The sequence below is a fragment of the Caballeronia udeis genome (assembly GCF_001544555.2).
GTDB lineage: Bacteria > Pseudomonadota > Gammaproteobacteria > Burkholderiales > Burkholderiaceae > Caballeronia > Caballeronia udeis.
This window is the reverse complement of the sequence record NZ_FCOK02000050.1, coordinates 17,080-34,091: the sequence shown is the minus strand read 5'-3', so window position 1 is coordinate 34,091 and position 17,012 is coordinate 17,080. Positions and strand designations below refer to the sequence as shown.

Genomic DNA, 17,012 nt, shown 5'->3' with positions numbered 1-17,012 from the left:
CTTTTGTTCTTGTCGCCGGGCGTGATTGTCTGGCCCGGCGTTTAGTGCCTGCGCGGTCTGTGGCGAAACGGGTCGCGCAACTTCATGAAAGCGAAAGAGGCGCGTCGCGCGCCTCTTTCGTCGTTGGTCGACTAATCGACCGCGAATTTCAGTGAACAGCCGACAATTCCTTCTCCAATCGATCTGCCGGCACCGCGCCGGGCAAACGGCGTCCGTCGGCCAGGAAAACAGTCGGCGTACCGGTCACGTTCATCGACTGGCCAAGCTTCAGGTTCTTGTCGATGGCGGTCGTGTCGCAACTGGCGGCGGCCGTGGGCGCCGTGTGGTCGAGCATCCAGCCTTCCCACGCGCCCGAGCGATCCTTCGAACACCAGATCGATTTCGACTTGACCGACGAATCCGGCGACAAAACCGGATACAGGAAGGTGTAGACGGTGACGTTATCGACGGACTTGAGCGTGGTTTCCAACTGCTTGCAGTACGGGCAATTCGGATCTGAGAACACTGCGATCTTGCGCGCTCCCGTGCCCTTCACCACCTTGACCGCGTTCTCGAACGGCAGCTTCGCGAAATCGATCTTGTTCGTTTCCGCCAGACGCGCTTCAGTGAGATTCGTGCGCGTGCGGGTATCGACGAGATCGCCCATCAGCAGATAGTTGCCGGTAGCGTCCGTGTAGACGATCTGCGCGCCGAGATTGACTTCGTAGAGTCCCGGAACCGGGGACTTCTCCACGCTTTTGATATCGGCGTCGCCAATGCGCGATTGCAGTGTTGCCTTGATCTTGTCGGTGGTTTGATCGGCTTGTGCCGCAATACCGATACCAAACACCGCGGCCAGCGTGGCAGCGGCGACCAGGGCGCGGCGAAGAGTGATTTTCATTCGAGTTTCCGTCAATCTGAAGTAGGTGGGATGTTCTTGGCCAGTCTTAACCAAGCGCCGCAGACACGAGCCAGCGCTTGATAAGCGGTTGTGCACCCACGAGCGCCATGCCTGTGTTGCGCAGCCCGCGAGCGAGCGTGCCGGGCATGGCGAAGAGTTTCTGCAAGCCGTCGCAGGCGAACGTCAATTTCTGGATGTCCTCGCGACGCGTGCGTTCGTATCGGCGCAGCAAAACGGGGTCGCCGGCCGAACGGAATGCTTCCTTGGCGGCGAGGGTTTCGGCCAGCGCGGCGACATCGCGCAGACCCAGGTTCATGCCCTGGCCCGCCAACGGGTGAATCAGATGCGCAGCGTCGCCCACCAGCGCCACGCGTGGGCCGATCAGCCGGTCCACGGTTTGCAGCGCGAGCGGAAAGCCCTGCGCCGGCGTCACGCACTCGAGCGCGCCGAGCATGTTCTGCGTAGCCTTCTCGACTTCCGCCGCGAGCTGGGCGGGATCGAGTTTGAGGAGGCTATCGGCGTGTTCGGTTTTAGCGGACCACACGAGCGAGACGTGATCGCCGGGTAACGGCAATAACGCAATGATCTCGCCATCGCGGAACCACTGGTAAGCCGTCTCGCCGTGTGGCTTTTCGCACTTGAAGTTCGCGACTACGCCCGTTTGCCGATAATCCCGGCGCAGCATTTTCGCGCCGGTCTGCGCCCGCACCCAGGAATGCGCGCCATCCGCACCGACCACCAGGTCCGCTTCGAGCGTGTCGCCGTTTGATAGGGTCAGATGGGCAGCGTCGTCGTGGATGGTCAGGCCCTGAGCGCGCGAATCGATCCACGTCAGGTTCGGCTGGAAACGCAGCGCCGCGTCGAGCGATCGTTCGATCAGCGACGATTCCACGATCCACGCCAATTGCGGCACGGCAGCCTGGAATGCGGAGAAATGCAGCTCGGCGAAGGCGTCGCCGAAAACGCGCATGTCCAGCACCGGCCCGAGCTTCTCGCGCTCCAGCGCCTGCCACACGCGCAGCCGTTCCAGCAGCGCCTGCGAGCTCGACGACAGCGCGTAGATACGGGAATCGAAGCTGTCGGCGGCGGGCGCGGGCGCGGCAGGCGTTGCCAGCAGCGCCGTGCGCAGGCCGGATTGCGTCAGCGCAAGCGCCGCCGTCTTGCCGACGAGCCCGCCGCCGACCACGACCGTATGAAAATTTCGTGATTGGAAAGTCATACGGCCATTATAGCCGCCGGGGTAGGCCGGGATTCGATGCGCAATGCGGTGTTTCAGCGGGTGCGACGCCCTGTAGCTGCCGTTCCCGCCCGCCCAGCCGACCCGCCCGTGGCGCTACAATAGCGGTTTTTCCGGCCCGCACGACGTGGCCGCCCGCTATGCGCGTGGATCCCGGGGGTTGTCCGGGGGGTTGTGAAGCCCACGACACGCGCATCCAGCGTTGACCCGCGCGGCGCACGCCGTTTCACCAGTTCGAAGGATTCCATGAGCCTCCAATGCGGCATCGTCGGCTTGCCTAACGTCGGCAAGTCCACACTGTTCAATGCACTGACCAAGGCCGGCATCGCGGCCGAAAACTATCCGTTCTGCACGATCGAGCCGAATGTCGGCGTGGTCGAAGTGCCGGACCCGCGGCTGGCGGCGCTATCGGGGATCGTCAATCCCGAGCGCGTGGTGCCGGCCATCGTTGAATTCGTCGATATCGCGGGCCTCGTGGCCGGCGCGAGCAAAGGCGAAGGCCTGGGCAACAAGTTCCTCGCGAACATTCGCGAAACCGATGCCATCACGCACGTCGTGCGCTGCTTCGAAGACGAAAACGTGATTCACGTCGCGAACAAGATCGACCCGCTCGCGGACATCGAAGTCATCAATACGGAACTGGCGCTGGCGGATCTGGCGACGGTCGAGAAGGCTCATCACCGTTACGCCAAGTCGGCGCGCTCGGGCAACGACAAGGAAGCGGCGAAGCTCGTTCCCTTGCTGGAAAAGATCCAGGCGCAACTCGATCAGGCGAAGCCCGTGCGTGCGCTGGACTTGAGCGAAGACGAACTCGCGCTGATCAAGCCGTTGTGCCTGATCACGGCCAAGCCGACCATGTATGTGGCAAACGTGAAGGACGATGGTTTCGAGAACAATCCTCATCTGGACGCAGTGCGCAAGCACGCAGAGGCCGAAGGCGCGCCGGTGGTGGCGGTATGCGCGGCGATCGAAGCGGAAATTGCGGATCTCGACGACGCCGACAAGCAAGAGTTTCTCGCCGATATCGGCATGGAAGAGCCGGGCCTGGATCGCGTGATACGCGCGGGTTACAAGCTGCTTGGCCTGCAGACGTATTTCACGGCGGGCGTGAAGGAAGTGCGGGCGTGGACCATTCATATCGGCGACACCGCGCCTCAGGCCGCCGGCGCTATCCACACGGACTTCGAGCGCGGGTTCATTCGCGCGCAGACAATCGCCTTCGATGACTTCGTCGCATTCAAGGGCGAGCAAGGCGCGAAGGAAGCCGGGAAGATGCGGGCCGAAGGGAAGGAATATGTCGTGCACGACGGCGACGTGATGAATTTCCTGTTTAACGTCTGATGTAATAATTCGTCGTCCGAGGTTGTTTGAGGTTGTCATTAAAAGCGGGGTCCCTGATAAAGGGATTCCGCTTTTTATTGCTTTGCGCCGGCCGACCTGCTCACCAACCGCGCGCAACCCACCTTGGACGGGGTACATGAAGACCGAACTGATTTACTCATTGACGGAGCATTTCGAAGCGCACGCTCAGCAGACCAGCAGCGGCGTTGAATTCTGGCTTGCCCGCGACCTTCAGCACCTGCTTGGGTATGCCAAGTGAAAGAACTTCGTCAAGGTTGTGAACAAAGCCGAAATTGCCTGCGAAACGTCTGGGCATGCGGCTGCAGACCATTTTCCTGACGTCAGGAAAATGGTCGACCTGGGCTCAGGCAGCCAGCGCGAAGTCGATGACATCATGCTCACTCGCTACGCCTGTTATCTGGTCGCGCAAAACGGCGATCCCAAGAAGCACGAGATTGCGTTTGCACAGACCTATTTCGCCGTCCAGACCCGCCGGGCCGAGCTGATCGAGCAACGTCTGCTCGACTCGGAACGTCTGGTCGCCCGTATAAAACTGACCAGCACGGAAAAGGAGCTATCCGAAGTGATTTTCGAACAAACCGGTGGAAATGACGATTTCGGCATGATTCGGAGCAAAGGCGATCGCGCCTTGTTCGAAAAATCGACCCAGCAAATGAAGTCGCACTGGAAGGTCCCCGCCAAGCGGCCGTTGGCCGACTTCGCCCCCACGATCGTTCTCAAAGCAAAGGACTTCGCGGCCGAAATCACGATCTTCAATTCCCGCGAGAACAAGCTTGGAAGCGAAGAAGCGATCTCGAGGGAGCACATCAACAACAATGGCGCGGTTCGCAAGACCCTGCTTGAACGCGGCATCCGGCCGGAAACCCTGCCTGCGGCGGAGGACGTGAAAAAGGTCGCGCGCCGGCTGGCATCGGAAGACAAGACACGCGCGAAGAATCCGGAAGCGCTCGATTCCTGATTGCTTCAGGAGGATCGCAGGACCGATAATGCGGCGATCCAACACGACCAGCGCAAGGATTCACGCTCTCGCGTCCAAAACAAAAACAATGACAACGCGTTTCTATCGCCGCACCGCCTCGGTCCTCCTCGCCGCCGCCCTCGCGTTCAATTGCGCCGCCTCGTTCGCCTACGCCTACTCCGCCCCGAACGAATCCGACCTCGATAACCACCAGACCTATCGCAATCACGACGGCGAAACCGTTCACTCCCCGGCGCATTCGCGCTCGGGCGAGGCCCCGGACGGCGCCACCGCCCGATGCCGCGACGGCACGTGGAGCTTCAGCCGCCATCGCAGCGGCACGTGTTCGCGCCACGGCGGCGTAGCGGCCTGGCGCTGAGAACACCCGGCGTCGGCGTCAAAGCAGATAAACGCCCGCCAGACAGCCATATTCATCGAAGTACAATGTCGTCACTTCCCGCGCGCTGCGGGAAACGCATTCTCGCGTACTGAATCCAGGGGTTTCCCGGCAGAGACTCAAGAACCGAAATCCGTCCGGCCCAAGCCCGCCGTAAAACCGAAAACCGCAAACCTCAAGACAACCGAATCCGCAAATGGCCCAATACGTCTTCACCATGAACCGCGTCGGCAAGATCGTGCCGCCCAAGCGCCAGATCCTGAAAGACATCTCCCTGTCGTTTTTCCCCGGCGCCAAGATCGGCCTGCTCGGCCTGAACGGTTCCGGCAAGTCGACCCTGATCCGCATCATGGCGGGCGTCGACAAGGAAATCGAAGGCGAAGCCACGCCGATGCCGAACCTGAACATCGGCTACTTGCCGCAGGAACCGCAACTCGATCCGCAGCAAACCGTGCGCGAAGCCGTTGAAGACGGCCTCGGCGAAGTCTTCAGCGCGCAGAAAAAACTCGACGCCATCTATGCGGCCTACGCCGAACCCGACGCCGACTTCGACGCCCTCGCCGCTGAGCAGGCCAAATACGAAGCCATCCTCGCGACCAGCGACGGCGGCACGCCCGAGCAACAACTCGAAGTCGCCGCCGACGCGCTGCGCCTGCCCGCATGGGACGCGAAAATCGAACACTTGTCGGGCGGCGAAAAGCGTCGTGTGGCGCTCTGCAAGCTGCTGCTGCAAAAACCCGACATGCTGCTGCTCGACGAACCGACCAACCACCTGGACGCCGAATCCGTGGATTGGCTCGAACAATTCCTGACGCGCTACCCGGGCACAGTCGTGGCGGTCACCCACGATCGCTATTTCCTCGATAACGCCGCCGAATGGATTCTCGAGCTCGACCGCGGCCACGGCATTCCGTGGAAGGGCAACTACAGCAGCTGGCTCGACCAGAAGCAGGACAGGCTGAAGCAGGAAGAATCGACGGAATCCGCTCGTCAGAAAGCGCTGAAGAAGGAACTGGAATGGGTGCGCCAGAACCCGAAGGGACGCCAGGCGAAATCGAAGGCGCGGATCGCGCGCTTCGAGGAACTCAACAGCCAGGAATACCAGAAGCGCAACGAAACGCAGGAAATCTTCATCCCTGTCGGCGACCGGCTGGGCAATGAAGTGATCGAGTTCAAGAACGTGAGCAAGGCTTACGGCGACCGTCTCCTGATCGATAACCTGAACATGAAGATCCCGGCCGGCGCGATTGTCGGAATCATCGGGCCAAATGGCGCGGGGAAATCCACGTTGTTCCGCATGCTGACGGGTAAGGAGCAGCCGGATTCGGGGGAAATCGTCACGGGGCCGACCGTCAAGCTCGCGTACGTGGATCAAAGCCGCGACGCGCTCAACGGCAACAAGACTGTGTTCGAAGAGATTTCGGGCGGCGCGGACGTGCTGACGGTCGGCAAGTACGAAACGCCGTCACGGGCGTATATCGGCCGCTTCAACTTCAAGGGCGGCGATCAGCAAAAGACTGTCGGCGCGCTCTCGGGCGGGGAACGCGGCCGCCTGCATCTGGCGAAGACGCTGATTGAAGGCGGCAACGTGCTGCTGCTGGATGAGCCGTCGAACGACCTGGACGTCGAAACGCTGCGCGCGCTGGAAGACGCGTTGCTGGAATTCGCGGGATCGGTGATGGTGATCTCGCACGATCGCTGGTTCCTTGACCGGATCGCGACGCACATCATCGCGTTCGAAGGTGATTCACAAGTGACGTTCTTCGACGGCAACTATCAAGAGTACGAAGCCGACAAGCGCAATCGTCTGGGCGAGGAAGCGGCCAAGCCGAAACGCCTGCGCTATAAGCCGATCGTCCGATAAGCACGGCCAGCGGCCAACAACGCACCGGATCGCCGCCCGCACGGGCGGCCTGGATGGGGGGACATCGGGATGGCGGGTACGAAGGCGCGACGCGTGGCGCTGTGGGCGGGCGCAGTCATCGCGGTGTTGCTGTTGGCGGTCGTCGGCGGCGGGTTTTTCGTCGCGCATGAAATGAAGGCGCGCGTGCTCGAAACGCTTGGGCCGCTCGGCTCGGTGGAGGATATCGATGTCGGGTATGCGCGTATCACGCTGAGCCACGTGCGCCTGCGGGGCCCGAAGGGCTGGCCCACGGACGACACGCTGCGCGCCGAACGCGTGACGGTGAACGTCGATATGCGCGCCCTCCTGAGCCACCGCGTGCATGTGCAACATGTGACGGTAGACGGCTTTTACCTCTCCGTCGCCCGTCTCCCCGATGGCAGCATCGAGTTGCTGCCCAATCTCCGCCAGTCGACGCGCGAGGCCCAGGCGGGTTCAAGCGAAGCCGCGGCACACGCGCAGGAAGACCGGCTGATCGATCACGTCACGTTTGAGCGCGGCGCGATGGAGTTCTTCGATGAATCCGTGCAAACACCGCCGTACAAGGTCCTGATTTCCGACGCGCGAGCCAATGTCGATAACCTGCATCTTCCCGCGCTCGTCGAGCCAACCAAGCTCGACATGAGCGGGTCGATCAAAGGACCGTCGCACACGGGCACGGTCGCGTTCAACGGCTGGATGAAAATAGCGAGCAGGGATTCGCAGACGCACACGACGTTGCGCAATGTCGATATCGCGACGCTCGATCCGTATCTGCTGAAGAAAGCGGGTGCGAAGACCGCCGTCACGGGCGGCACGCTCGATCTCACGCTCGACGCGACCGTGCACAACTACCAGATCCACGCGCCGGGTTCGGTCACGCTGAACCGGCTGCAGCTATCGGATGACGGCAATCCGCTCGACACTTTCCTCAGCATCCCGACCAAAATCGCGATCGCCGCGCTGAAAAATCACGATCAGATCAAGCTGGATTTCGAGCTCGACGGCGATCTGCGCGACCCCAAGTTCTCGCTCAACGAGAGCTTGATGAAAAAGCTTGCAGCGGGATTCGCGAAGGCGGTCGGCGTAAACCCCGAAGGGGTGGCTAAAAACACCGGTGGCGTGCTCAAGAGCATCGGAGACACGCTCAAGAACCTGTTCGGAAAATGATTACACGGGCAAACCGAGCGCTCTTAAGCGCGCTTCGGTCTGCTCAGCATTCGTGTGATGCACCGCATTCCAGCCAAGCGCGGTTGCGGCACGAATATTCTTCGCGTTGTCATCGATAAAAACGACTTCCTCCGGCTGAATGCCCGGAAGATGTTTTTCAATTTCAGTCCACATCAGCGCGAAAATCGCCGGATCGGGTTTGGCGACCAGCACGCGGCCCGACACCACCACTTCGCGAAACCGCTGCAGCACCGGGAATCGCTCCCACGCCCAGGGAAAGGTTTCAGCGGACCAGTTGGTCAGGCCGAACAGCGGCACGTCCGCGGCTTCGAGCTTGTCGACCAGCGCCACGCCGTCTTCCAGCACACCCGCCACCATTTCCTGCCAGCGCTCGTAAAACGCGCGGATCAGGGCTTCGTGCTCGGGAAACCTGGCAACCAGTTCAGCATTGCCGTCGGCAATGGTTTGCCCTGCGTCCTGCTGCAGCACCCAGTCCGACACAACCACGTTGTCCATGAACCAGCGCCGTTCGGTGGCATCGGGAATCAGACGGCTGTACACATACTCAGGATTCCAGTCGATCAGCACGCCGCCGAAATCGAACACCACTGCCTTGATTGCCATCCGTTTGTCGCTCCGTTCAGATTGCTTGCGTACGTTTTTCGAGCCACGCTTTCGCCGCGCCGGACACATGCGGCGAAACGCGTTCGAGGACCGTCGCGTGATAGTCGTTGAGCCACGCGCGTTCATCGTCGCGCAGCAGGGTCAGGTCGATGCAGCGTGTGTCGACAGGACACAGCGTCAGCGTTTCGAACTTGAGGAAATCGCCGAATTCGGTTTTTCCTGCGGGCTCGTTCATCACGAGGTTTTCAATGCGAATACCCCATTTCCCCGGCCGATAAAGCCCCGGTTCAATCGATGTGATCATGCCGTCTTCCATCGCCGTGTACGGCTCGGCCGGCGCATAGTGCGAGATGACCTGCGGGCCTTCGTGCACATTCAGGAAATAACCGACGCCGTGCCCCGTGCCATGGCCATAATCCGCACCTGCTTCCCAGATGGGCGCGCGGGCGATGGCATCGAGCATGGGTGAACGAATGCCGCGCGGAAAATGCGCCCGCGACAACGCGATGGTCCCCTTCAGCACGATCGTGAAATCGCGTTTGTGCTCAGCCGTAATCGTGCCGATAGGCACCACGCGCGTGATATCGGTCGTACCGCTCAGATATTGGCCGCCCGAATCGATCAGCAGCAAGCCATTGCCTTCGATCACCGAATGCGAGGCTTCGGTCGCGCGGTAATGCGGCATTGCACCGTTCGCATTGAAGCCGGCTATGGTCGCAAAGCTCAACGTCACAAAACCCGGCCGGCGGGCACGCGCGGCCGTCAGTTTTTCGTCGATGGTGAGTTCCGTGATCGTCTCGCGCCCGAGCGCATCTTCGAACCATGCGAAGAATTCCGCCAGCGCCGCGCCGTCCTGTTCCATGGTCGCGCGGATGTGTGCGGCGTCGGCAGCGGTCTTGCGTGACTTGGCGAATGTCGACGGGTTCACCGCTTCCACGACCTTCACTTCAGCCGGCACTTTCGCAAGCGAGCCGAACGTGATCCGGCGCGGATCGATGAGCAGCGTCGAACCGGCAGGCAACGTAGCAAGAGCATTCGCGACGGCGGAATACGGCTCAACCCGCACGTTCTCCCTCAGCAAAGAAGCCTTCAGGTCAGCAGGAATCTTGCCGTCGCCGACAAACAATGCGGCGTCATCCAGTCCGATCAACGCATGCGCGACGAACACGGGGTTATAGGTGACATCAGCGCCGCGCAGGTTGAACAGCCACGCAAGATCGTCGAGCGTCGAGATGAAATGCCACTGCGCGCCCTTCTCGCGCATGACGCGCCGCACTTCCGCCAGTTTCTCCGGACGCGCGACGCTCGCCTGGGGCGCGACGTGTTCGTACACACTCTCCGATGGCAAACCCGGCCGCTCGGGCCAGACGGCATCGAGCAGGTCCAGATCCGTGCGCAACAAGATCCCGCGCTCCGTCAGTGCATCTTTCAGCGTCCGCGCCGCTGCTACGCCGAGCACGGCGCCATCGACTGCCACCGTCTCGCCGGCCGCCACGTTCGCGGCGAGCCAGTCCACGTGCGGTGCGGATTGCTGCCCGGCCATCATCTTCATCAACGCGATTCCCGTGCCGGCCAGTTGCGCCTCGGCCTGCGTCCAATACCGGCTGTCGACCCACACGCCGGCGAAATCTGCCGTCACGACCAGCGTTCCGACCGAACCGGTGAATCCTGACAGCCACTGCCGCCCCTGCCAGTGCTCCGGCAAATACTCGGAGATGTGCGGGTCCGACGACGGCACCAGCACGGCAGCCAGCGCCTCACGCGCCATCGCGCCGCGCAGCAATTCGATACGCCGGGCAAAAGTCTGGCCATCGGGGGAATTCAGTCGATCGTTCATGGAGTCACCTGCAGAATTTTGTTACGTCGAACCTTCTGTTACGTCGAACCACAGGATCACCAGCGGTCAACGGGAGATCAGCTACGCGCCGCCAGACCTACCGTAACGGTCACGGTGACCAGCGCGAACAGCACGCACACGAGCCATTCGAGAGAATCGCCGTCGTGGAATGCGCCGGTGATATTGCCGAGCATTTTCGCGACCATCGCCGCCACCACGCCCGCGAGTCCGGCCGCCCATATCCGGCCGAATGGTCTTGAGACCGACCGCCGCAGCGGATGCAGCCATCCGGCGGCCAGCCCGACCACCAAACCGAGAAATACGATCCCAGGCCACCCCATTAGCAGCGCATTCCAATGGAATTAAGACTAAACCTATGGGTTGAATCGGATCGGTGAACTAGCATTTTCGGTTCTGTAAACCTAGAAGGTCTGGATGGCGTTTGCAGCGTAGCGACTGAGTTTAGGGGGCTGGAATGGCGATGGCAAGCATGTGCCGCGCCGTCCGGCCGGCCCTCAGCGCACGCGGCGACGTCGGAAATCATGCGAATCGCCATTATTGACGCGGACGTCCAGCACGCCGCACTCATCCGCCGGACGCTAGTCCTGGACGGCCATTTTTGCCACTTCTTCCCCACGGCACCCGTGTTGCTGGATCGAATGAGGCACGACACATTCGACCTGCTGATCGCGGCCAATGAAACGCGCGACATGATCGGCGCGGAAATCATCGAACGCGTGCGCCAGCTGGCGCCACAGCTTCCCATTGTGTTGATCGCGGCAAGCCAGAACGAGTCGGACATGGTTGCCTGCCTGAAAGCCGGCGCGAACGATTGCGTCGCCAAGCCCGTCCGCTGCACCGAACTGGCCGCTCGCGTGGAAGTGCTGGCGCGCCGAAGCGCGGTTCGCACGCCCGTTGCCGAGCACTTCGGCGAATATCGGTTCAATGTTTCGGAATTAAGCGTGAGTTTCGCGGATCAGCACGTCCTGCTCACGCCGAAGGAATTCCGCTTCGCACGGCTGCTCTTCACGAACCAGTCGCGCGCCGTGTCACGGGCGCACATCATGGAAGTGGTGTGGCCGCGCGGGAGCGACATGGCGTCGCGGACGCTGGATACCCACGCGTCCCGTCTGCGCACGAAGTTGAACCTCCGCCCGGACAACGGTTACCGGCTGACGCCGCTCTACGGCTACGGTTACCAGCTGGACCGGATTGAAGCGGAAGGCGTTCCAGGCGGCTTGTCTGGCGTAGGTTTCCAGGCTGGGACTGAAGAAATTCGTGAAAGGCTATAATATCGGGCTAAATTCCAAGGTATCCAAGGCCATCGGATCAGGCCCATAACATGCAGCTCCTCGCGATCGGAATCAACCACCACACTGCGCCTGTCGCCTTGCGCGAACGCGTGGCGTTTCCGCTCGAACAGATCAAACCGGCGCTCGGCGCGCTGAAAGACCTGTGGCTGGGGCCGCTGGGGAAAGCAGCGCCGGAGGCTGCGATCCTGTCCACGTGCAACCGCACCGAGCTGTATTGCGCCACCGACGACAAAGCCGCGCGCGACGCCGCCATCCACTGGCTGTCCAAGTATCACAACCTGCCGGTGTCCGAACTCGCGCCGCACGTCTACGCGCTGCCGCAATCTGAAGCGGTGCGGCATGCGTTTCGTGTCGCCTCGGGGCTTGACTCCATGGTGCTCGGCGAGACGCAGATTGTCGGCCAGATGAAGGACGCGGTGCGCACGGCGTCGGAAGCCGGCGCGCTCGGCACGTATCTGAACCAGTTGTTCCAGCGCACCTTCGCCGTGGCGAAGGAAGTGCGCACGACCACTGAAATTGGGGCGCAATCGGTTTCCATGGCCGCGGCGGCCGTGCGTCTCGCTCAGCGCATCTTCGAAAACATTTCGGGCCAGCGCGTGCTGTTCATTGGCGCAGGTGAAATGATCGAGCTCTGCGCGACGCACTTTGCCGCGCAAAAGCCGCGCGAACTTGTGGTCGCGAACCGCACCGCCGAACGCGGCGAAAAGCTCGCCGAACGCTTCAACGGCCGTACCATTCCCCTCTCCGAATTGCCCGCGCGCATGCACGAGTTCGACATCATCGTGTCGTGCACGGCATCCACGTTGCCGATCATCGGGCTTGGCGCGGTCGAACGAGCCGTCAAGGCACGCCGCCACCGGCCTATTTTCATGGTCGATCTCGCCGTGCCACGCGACATCGAACCCGAAGTGGGCAAGCTGCAAGACGTATTCCTCTATACCGTCGACGACCTCGGCGCGATTGTTCGCGAGGGCAGCGCGTCCCGGCAAGCGGCGGTGGCGCAGGCGGAATCGATTATCGACACCCGTGTGCAGAATTTCATGCAATGGCTCGACGCACGCAGCATCGTGCCGGTGATCCGCCACATGCACACGCAAGCCGACGCACTGCGCCGCGCGGAAGTCGAACGCGCCCGCAAGATGCTCGCGCGTGGCGACGACCCGGCGGCGGTGCTCGAAGCGCTGTCGCAGTCGCTGACCAACAAGCTGATCCACGGTCCCACGCACGCGCTCAGCCGTGCCAGCCACGAGAATCGCGACCAGCTCATCGACCTGATGGGCGGGCTTTACAAGCACGGCCATCCGTCCGGATCGAACGAACCGTCCGATCCGTCGGAAACTTAGCGCCCCTCTTTCGTCTCTTCTGCAGTTGCGCCGCATGTGAACATCTTTGCGGTCGCGTTCCTGATCGCAGTCTTCTCCGGAGCTTTGCTCCAGCCTTCCATGAAAACGAGCATGCAAAACAAGCTCGACCAGCTCACTACCCGGCTGGCCGAACTCAATGACCTGATGAGCCGCGAAGATGTGACCGCCGATATGGACCAGTATCGGAAGATCACGCGGGAAAACGCCGAAATCGGGCCGGTCGTGGAGCAATACGCGTTGTGGCGGCAAGCGTCGAACGACGAAACCACCGCCATGGAATTGCTCTCCGACCCGTCCATGCGCGATTTCGCCGAAGAGGAAATTGGCGAGGCGCGCGAGCGGATGGCGGCTATCGAGCGTGATCTGCAAGCCATGCTGCTGCCGAAAGACCCCAACGATGACCGCAATATCTTCATCGAAATCCGTGCGGGCACGGGCGGCGACGAATCTGCACTGTTCGCCGGCGACTTGCTGCGCATGTATCTTCGATACGCCGAGCGCAATCGCTGGACGGTCGAGATGATGTCGGAAAGCGTCTCCGATCTCGGCGGTTACAAAGAAGTGATCGTACGGATCGCGGGCCTGAACGTGTACTCGAAACTGAAGTTCGAATCGGGCGGGCATCGGGTGCAGCGGGTGCCGGCGACCGAAACGCAAGGGCGCATCCACACGTCGGCCTGCACGGTCGCGGTGATGCCCGAAGCCGATGAAATTGGCGAAGTGGTAATCAATCCGGCTGACTTGCGTATCGATACCTTTCGCGCATCCGGCGCGGGCGGCCAGCACATCAACAAGACCGATTCGGCTGTGCGCGTGACGCATCTGCCGACGGGAATTGTCGTGGAATGCCAGGACGACCGCTCGCAGCACAAGAACAAGGATCGCGCACTGAAGGTGCTCGCCGCGCGGATCATGGACAAGCAGAATCAGGAGCAGCACGCGAAGGAAGCGGCCACGCGCAAGAGCCTGATCGGCTCGGGTGATCGCTCGGAACGGATTCGCACGTATAACTTTCCGCAGGGGCGGATGACCGATCACCGGATCAACCTGACCCTCTACAAGCTCGACGCGATCATGGATGGCGATATTGACGAACTCGTCGCCGCGCTCGTCAGCGAACATCAGGCCGAGTTGCTGGCGGCGCTGGGCGATTCGGAATGACGACGGTTGCCGGGTTGTTGCGTGCGTCTGCGCTACCTGCGCTCGAAACGCGGATCCTGCTCGAACACGTGCTCGGCTGGCGGCGGACCGAATTGATCACGCGCGATGACGAAGAACTGGCCGAGGAAAGCGTCGTGCGCTTCGAAGCGTTGGCACAACGACGCGCGGCAGGCGAACCGATTGCTCAACTCGTGGGAACGCGGGAATTTTTCGGGCTTGAGTTCGAGGTCACCCCGGATGTGCTGATTCCGCGGCCGGAAACGGAACTGCTGGTAGAAATTGCGCTTGAGCAGATGGCAGGGATCGAAGCGCCGCGTGTACTCGATCTCGGCACGGGCAGCGGTGCGATCGCGGTGGGAATTGCTTTTGCTCGCGACGATGCCCAGGTCTGGGCAGTCGACCGATCAGCTGAAGCGCTGGCTGTAGCCGCCCGCAATGCGTCACGGTTGCTCAGCCCTGAGCGCAAGATCACCCTGCTGGAAAGCAACTGGACGGATGCACTCGAACCCGCGCTGCGCTTCGACGTGATCGTGAGCAATCCGCCGTACATCGCGCAAAACGATCCGCATCTGTCCGAAGGCGATCTGCGCTTCGAACCGCGCACAGCACTCACCGATGAAGCCGACGGGCTCGCCGCGATCCGCACAATCATCCAGACCGCGCCGTTTTTCCTGGCGACTGGCGGCTCGCTCTGGCTCGAACATGGCTACGATCAGGCCGCAGACGTACGCGCACAGCTGACGGCACGCGGTTTTTCCGACGTACGATCGGAGCGCGACCTGGCTGGTATCGAACGTGTCAGCGGAGGATTTTTTACGGCCTGATGCACGTGTCAAGCGACTGCAAACGGGCCACAAGACGTCCCAACCGCTTTCAGCCGCCCAGATTGAAATCCGCTATCATTTCAGCTTGTTAGCGCGTGAAATTTCGCTTGAAGTAGCGCATGCCTCACCGCTCGACCCAAAATCAACCCGCATTACAACGCCTCGCAGGAAAGACCATGGATACGCAAGAACGCATCAAGCAAATCGTCGAAGGAGCACCCGTCGTGCTGTTCATGAAGGGCACCGCGCAGTTCCCCATGTGCGGTTTCTCCGGCCGCGCCATCCAGGTCCTGAAGGCTTGCGGCGTGACCGATATCAAGACAGTCAATGTCCTCGAAGACGACGGCGTCCGCCAGGGCATCAAGGAATTCTCCAACTGGCCGACCATTCCGCAGCTTTACGTGAACGGCGAGTTCATCGGCGGCTCGGACATCATGATGGAAATGTACGAATCCGGTGAGCTGCAACAATTGTTCGCAGCCGCCTGAGATTGTCCGTCGCACGTTCTTCGCCTGCAGCGCCCGTGCCGCGACGGCTGATTGTCGCCATCACGGGTGCAACGGGTTCGGTCTACGGCGTCCGGTTACTGGAAAAGCTGCGCCGCATCGGCAGCGTAGAAACGCATTTGCTCATTTCCGCTGCCGGCTGGCTGAACATCCAGCACGAACTGGATTTCGATAAAACCACCGTCCACGCGCTCGCGGACGTGGTGCACAACGTCCGCGATGTCGGGGCGAGCATCGCATCGGGATCGTTCGCTACCGACGGCATGATCGTCGCGCCTTGTTCGATGAAAACGCTGGCGAGCATCGCGCTCGGTCTATCGGACAACCTGATCACACGCGCCGCCGATGTCGTACTGAAAGAGCGGCGCCGCTTGGTGTTGATGGTGCGCGAAACGCCGTTCAACCTCGCGCATCTTCGCAATATGACCTCGGTCACCGAAATGGGCGGCGTCATTTTCCCGCCGTTGCCGGCGTTCTACCATCGTCCGGCTTCTATCGATGAAATGGTCGATCAGACAGTCGACCGCGTGATCGACATGTTCGCGCTCGGAAGCCCGATCGCGGCAGCCTGGCCAGGACTGAAAGACGCGGATAATTAACAACACCGGCGACACAATTCATTGCCTCGCCGGCTGTTTATCAACGCATCGCGAGTCTTTATAGTCGTGGTAACGCCTCTTTTCGAGATTTGCTGCCATGACCCGCCTTCCGACCGTTTTCATATCCCACGGTGCGCCGACGCTGCCGATTGACCCGTCGATGCCTTCCGTCGAGTTCGCCTCGTTCGCAACGCACTTCGAGCGCCCGCATTCGATACTCATGCTTTCCGCACATTGGGGCACGTCGCAGCCGGTAGCGAGCGTTGCCGAGCAGCCGGAGACTGTCCATGATTTCTACGGATTTCCGCCTGCCCTTTACGAGATCCAGTATCGCGCGCCGGGTGCGCCGGGTCTTGGCAAGCAAGCCGCGACGCTGCTGACGCAAGCGGGCATTCCAGCGGCCATTACTGAGCACGGTCTCGATCACGGCGCATGGGTGCCGCTGTTGCTGATGTACCCGGACGCGGGAATTCCGGTCGCGCAGTTATCCATACAACCGCGTCTCGATCCGGCTCACCACTACCGAGTGGGCCGCGCACTGCGGGCGCTGAGGGACGACGGCGTAATGATCGTGGGATCGGGACAGATCACGCACAACCTGCGGACGGCGGATTTCAGCGCGCGGCCGGAAGACGCCGATCCGCGCGTGACCGAATTCACCGATTGGTTCGAGGACCGGCTGGAGAAACGGGACATTGAAGCGTTGCTCGACTACCGGAAACAGGCGCCCCACGCGGTGCTGATGCATCCGACCGATGAACATTTGCTGCCTATTTTCGGTGCACTAGGGGCAGCCGACGATGATTTCGAACTCGGCATTCAGTCGCTCGGCACATTTCAGAAAACGTTGGCCATGACAAATTACATTTTCAGCGACGCCTAAATCCCCACAAAATGC

Annotated in this window: 18 protein-coding genes; 13 read left to right on the top strand and 5 right to left on the bottom strand. The window is 61.4% G+C overall.

Annotation, left to right across the window (positions count from 1 at the left end):
* Positions 1–148: 148 nt before the first annotated feature.
* Both AWB69_RS28995 and AWB69_RS28990 read right to left on the bottom strand, forming a co-directional pair.
* Positions 149–880: a DsbC family protein gene (locus AWB69_RS28995; protein WP_031364561.1), complete on the bottom strand. Its 732-nt coding sequence runs from the start codon at positions 878–880 to the stop codon at positions 149–151.
* 46 nt (positions 881–926) lie between these two features.
* Complete coding sequence (locus AWB69_RS28990) at positions 927–2,099, bottom strand: UbiH/UbiF family hydroxylase (protein ID WP_062090271.1); 1,173 nt, start codon at positions 2,097–2,099, stop codon at positions 927–929.
* 264 nt (positions 2,100–2,363) lie between these two features.
* On the opposite strand from AWB69_RS28990, the gene ychF reads away from it, so the two are divergent.
* From ychF to AWB69_RS28965, 6 genes are all read left to right on the top strand, one after another.
* Positions 2,364–3,458 carry a redox-regulated ATPase YchF gene (gene ychF, locus AWB69_RS28985; RefSeq protein WP_062090270.1) on the top strand — a complete coding sequence of 365 codons (1,095 nt, stop codon included), beginning with the start codon at positions 2,364–2,366 and terminating at the stop codon, positions 3,456–3,458.
* A 136-nt stretch (positions 3,459–3,594) separates the two neighbouring features.
* Positions 3,595–3,717: a hypothetical protein gene (locus tag AWB69_RS50435; protein WP_269447500.1), complete on the top strand. Its 123-nt coding sequence runs from the start codon at positions 3,595–3,597 to the stop codon at positions 3,715–3,717.
* Positions 3,718–3,735: 18 nt separating this feature from the next.
* Entirely contained in the window at positions 3,736–4,437 is a 702-nt protein-coding gene (gene dinD, locus AWB69_RS28980; protein WP_231937278.1) for a DNA damage-inducible protein D, read from the top strand.
* Between the two features lie 88 nt (positions 4,438–4,525).
* A complete protein-coding gene (locus AWB69_RS28975) occupies positions 4,526–4,816 on the top strand; it encodes a DUF3761 domain-containing protein (RefSeq protein WP_062090269.1) in 291 nt (96 codons plus the stop codon).
* 214 nt (positions 4,817–5,030) lie between these two features.
* Positions 5,031–6,698, top strand: a complete 1,668-nt coding sequence (gene ettA, locus AWB69_RS28970) for an energy-dependent translational throttle protein EttA (protein ID WP_062090268.1) — start codon at positions 5,031–5,033, stop codon at positions 6,696–6,698.
* 69 nt (positions 6,699–6,767) lie between these two features.
* On the top strand, positions 6,768–7,886 hold the full coding sequence (locus AWB69_RS28965; RefSeq protein ID WP_062090267.1) for a DUF748 domain-containing protein: 1,119 nt from the start codon (positions 6,768–6,770) through the stop codon (positions 7,884–7,886).
* Here AWB69_RS28965 and AWB69_RS28960 read toward each other — a convergent pair whose 3' ends face one another.
* From AWB69_RS28960 to AWB69_RS28950, 3 genes are all read right to left on the bottom strand, one after another.
* Entirely contained in the window at positions 7,887–8,510 is a 624-nt protein-coding gene (locus AWB69_RS28960) for an HAD family hydrolase (RefSeq protein ID WP_062090266.1), read from the bottom strand. It abuts the gene before it with no gap.
* Between the two features lie 16 nt (positions 8,511–8,526).
* Complete coding sequence (locus tag AWB69_RS28955; protein ID WP_062090265.1) at positions 8,527–10,347, bottom strand: aminopeptidase P family protein; 1,821 nt, start codon at positions 10,345–10,347, stop codon at positions 8,527–8,529.
* 77 nt (positions 10,348–10,424) lie between these two features.
* Positions 10,425–10,688, bottom strand: a complete 264-nt coding sequence (locus tag AWB69_RS28950) for a hypothetical protein (RefSeq protein ID WP_062090264.1) — start codon at positions 10,686–10,688, stop codon at positions 10,425–10,427.
* Between the two features lie 201 nt (positions 10,689–10,889).
* Here AWB69_RS28950 and AWB69_RS28945 point away from each other — a divergent pair, with 201 nt between their 5' ends.
* The 7 genes from AWB69_RS28945 to AWB69_RS28915 all read left to right on the top strand — a co-directional run bounded on the left by AWB69_RS28945 (position 10,890) and on the right by AWB69_RS28915 (position 16,997).
* Entirely contained in the window at positions 10,890–11,639 is a 750-nt protein-coding gene (locus tag AWB69_RS28945) for a response regulator transcription factor (RefSeq protein WP_062090263.1), read from the top strand.
* Between the two features lie 50 nt (positions 11,640–11,689).
* Positions 11,690–13,003, top strand: a complete 1,314-nt coding sequence (hemA, locus tag AWB69_RS28940; RefSeq protein ID WP_062090262.1) for a glutamyl-tRNA reductase — start codon at positions 11,690–11,692, stop codon at positions 13,001–13,003.
* Positions 13,004–13,102: 99 nt separating this feature from the next.
* Complete coding sequence (gene prfA, locus AWB69_RS28935; RefSeq protein ID WP_062090309.1) at positions 13,103–14,185, top strand: peptide chain release factor 1; 1,083 nt, start codon at positions 13,103–13,105, stop codon at positions 14,183–14,185.
* Entirely contained in the window at positions 14,182–15,009 is an 828-nt protein-coding gene (gene prmC, locus AWB69_RS28930) for a peptide chain release factor N(5)-glutamine methyltransferase (protein ID WP_062090261.1), read from the top strand. The genes prfA and prmC overlap by 4 nt, the downstream gene beginning before the upstream one ends.
* Positions 15,010–15,185: 176 nt before the next feature.
* Positions 15,186–15,497: a Grx4 family monothiol glutaredoxin gene (grxD, locus tag AWB69_RS28925; protein ID WP_062090260.1), complete on the top strand. Its 312-nt coding sequence runs from the start codon at positions 15,186–15,188 to the stop codon at positions 15,495–15,497.
* Positions 15,498–15,532: 35 nt separating this feature from the next.
* Positions 15,533–16,114 carry a UbiX family flavin prenyltransferase gene (locus AWB69_RS28920; protein WP_231937277.1) on the top strand — a complete coding sequence of 194 codons (582 nt, stop codon included), beginning with the start codon at positions 15,533–15,535 and terminating at the stop codon, positions 16,112–16,114.
* Positions 16,115–16,211: 97 nt separating this feature from the next.
* Positions 16,212–16,997 (top strand): DODA-type extradiol aromatic ring-opening family dioxygenase, encoded by a 786-nt coding sequence (locus tag AWB69_RS28915; RefSeq protein WP_062090258.1) that lies wholly within the window; start codon positions 16,212–16,214, stop codon positions 16,995–16,997.
* Positions 16,998–17,012 lie beyond the last annotated feature (15 nt).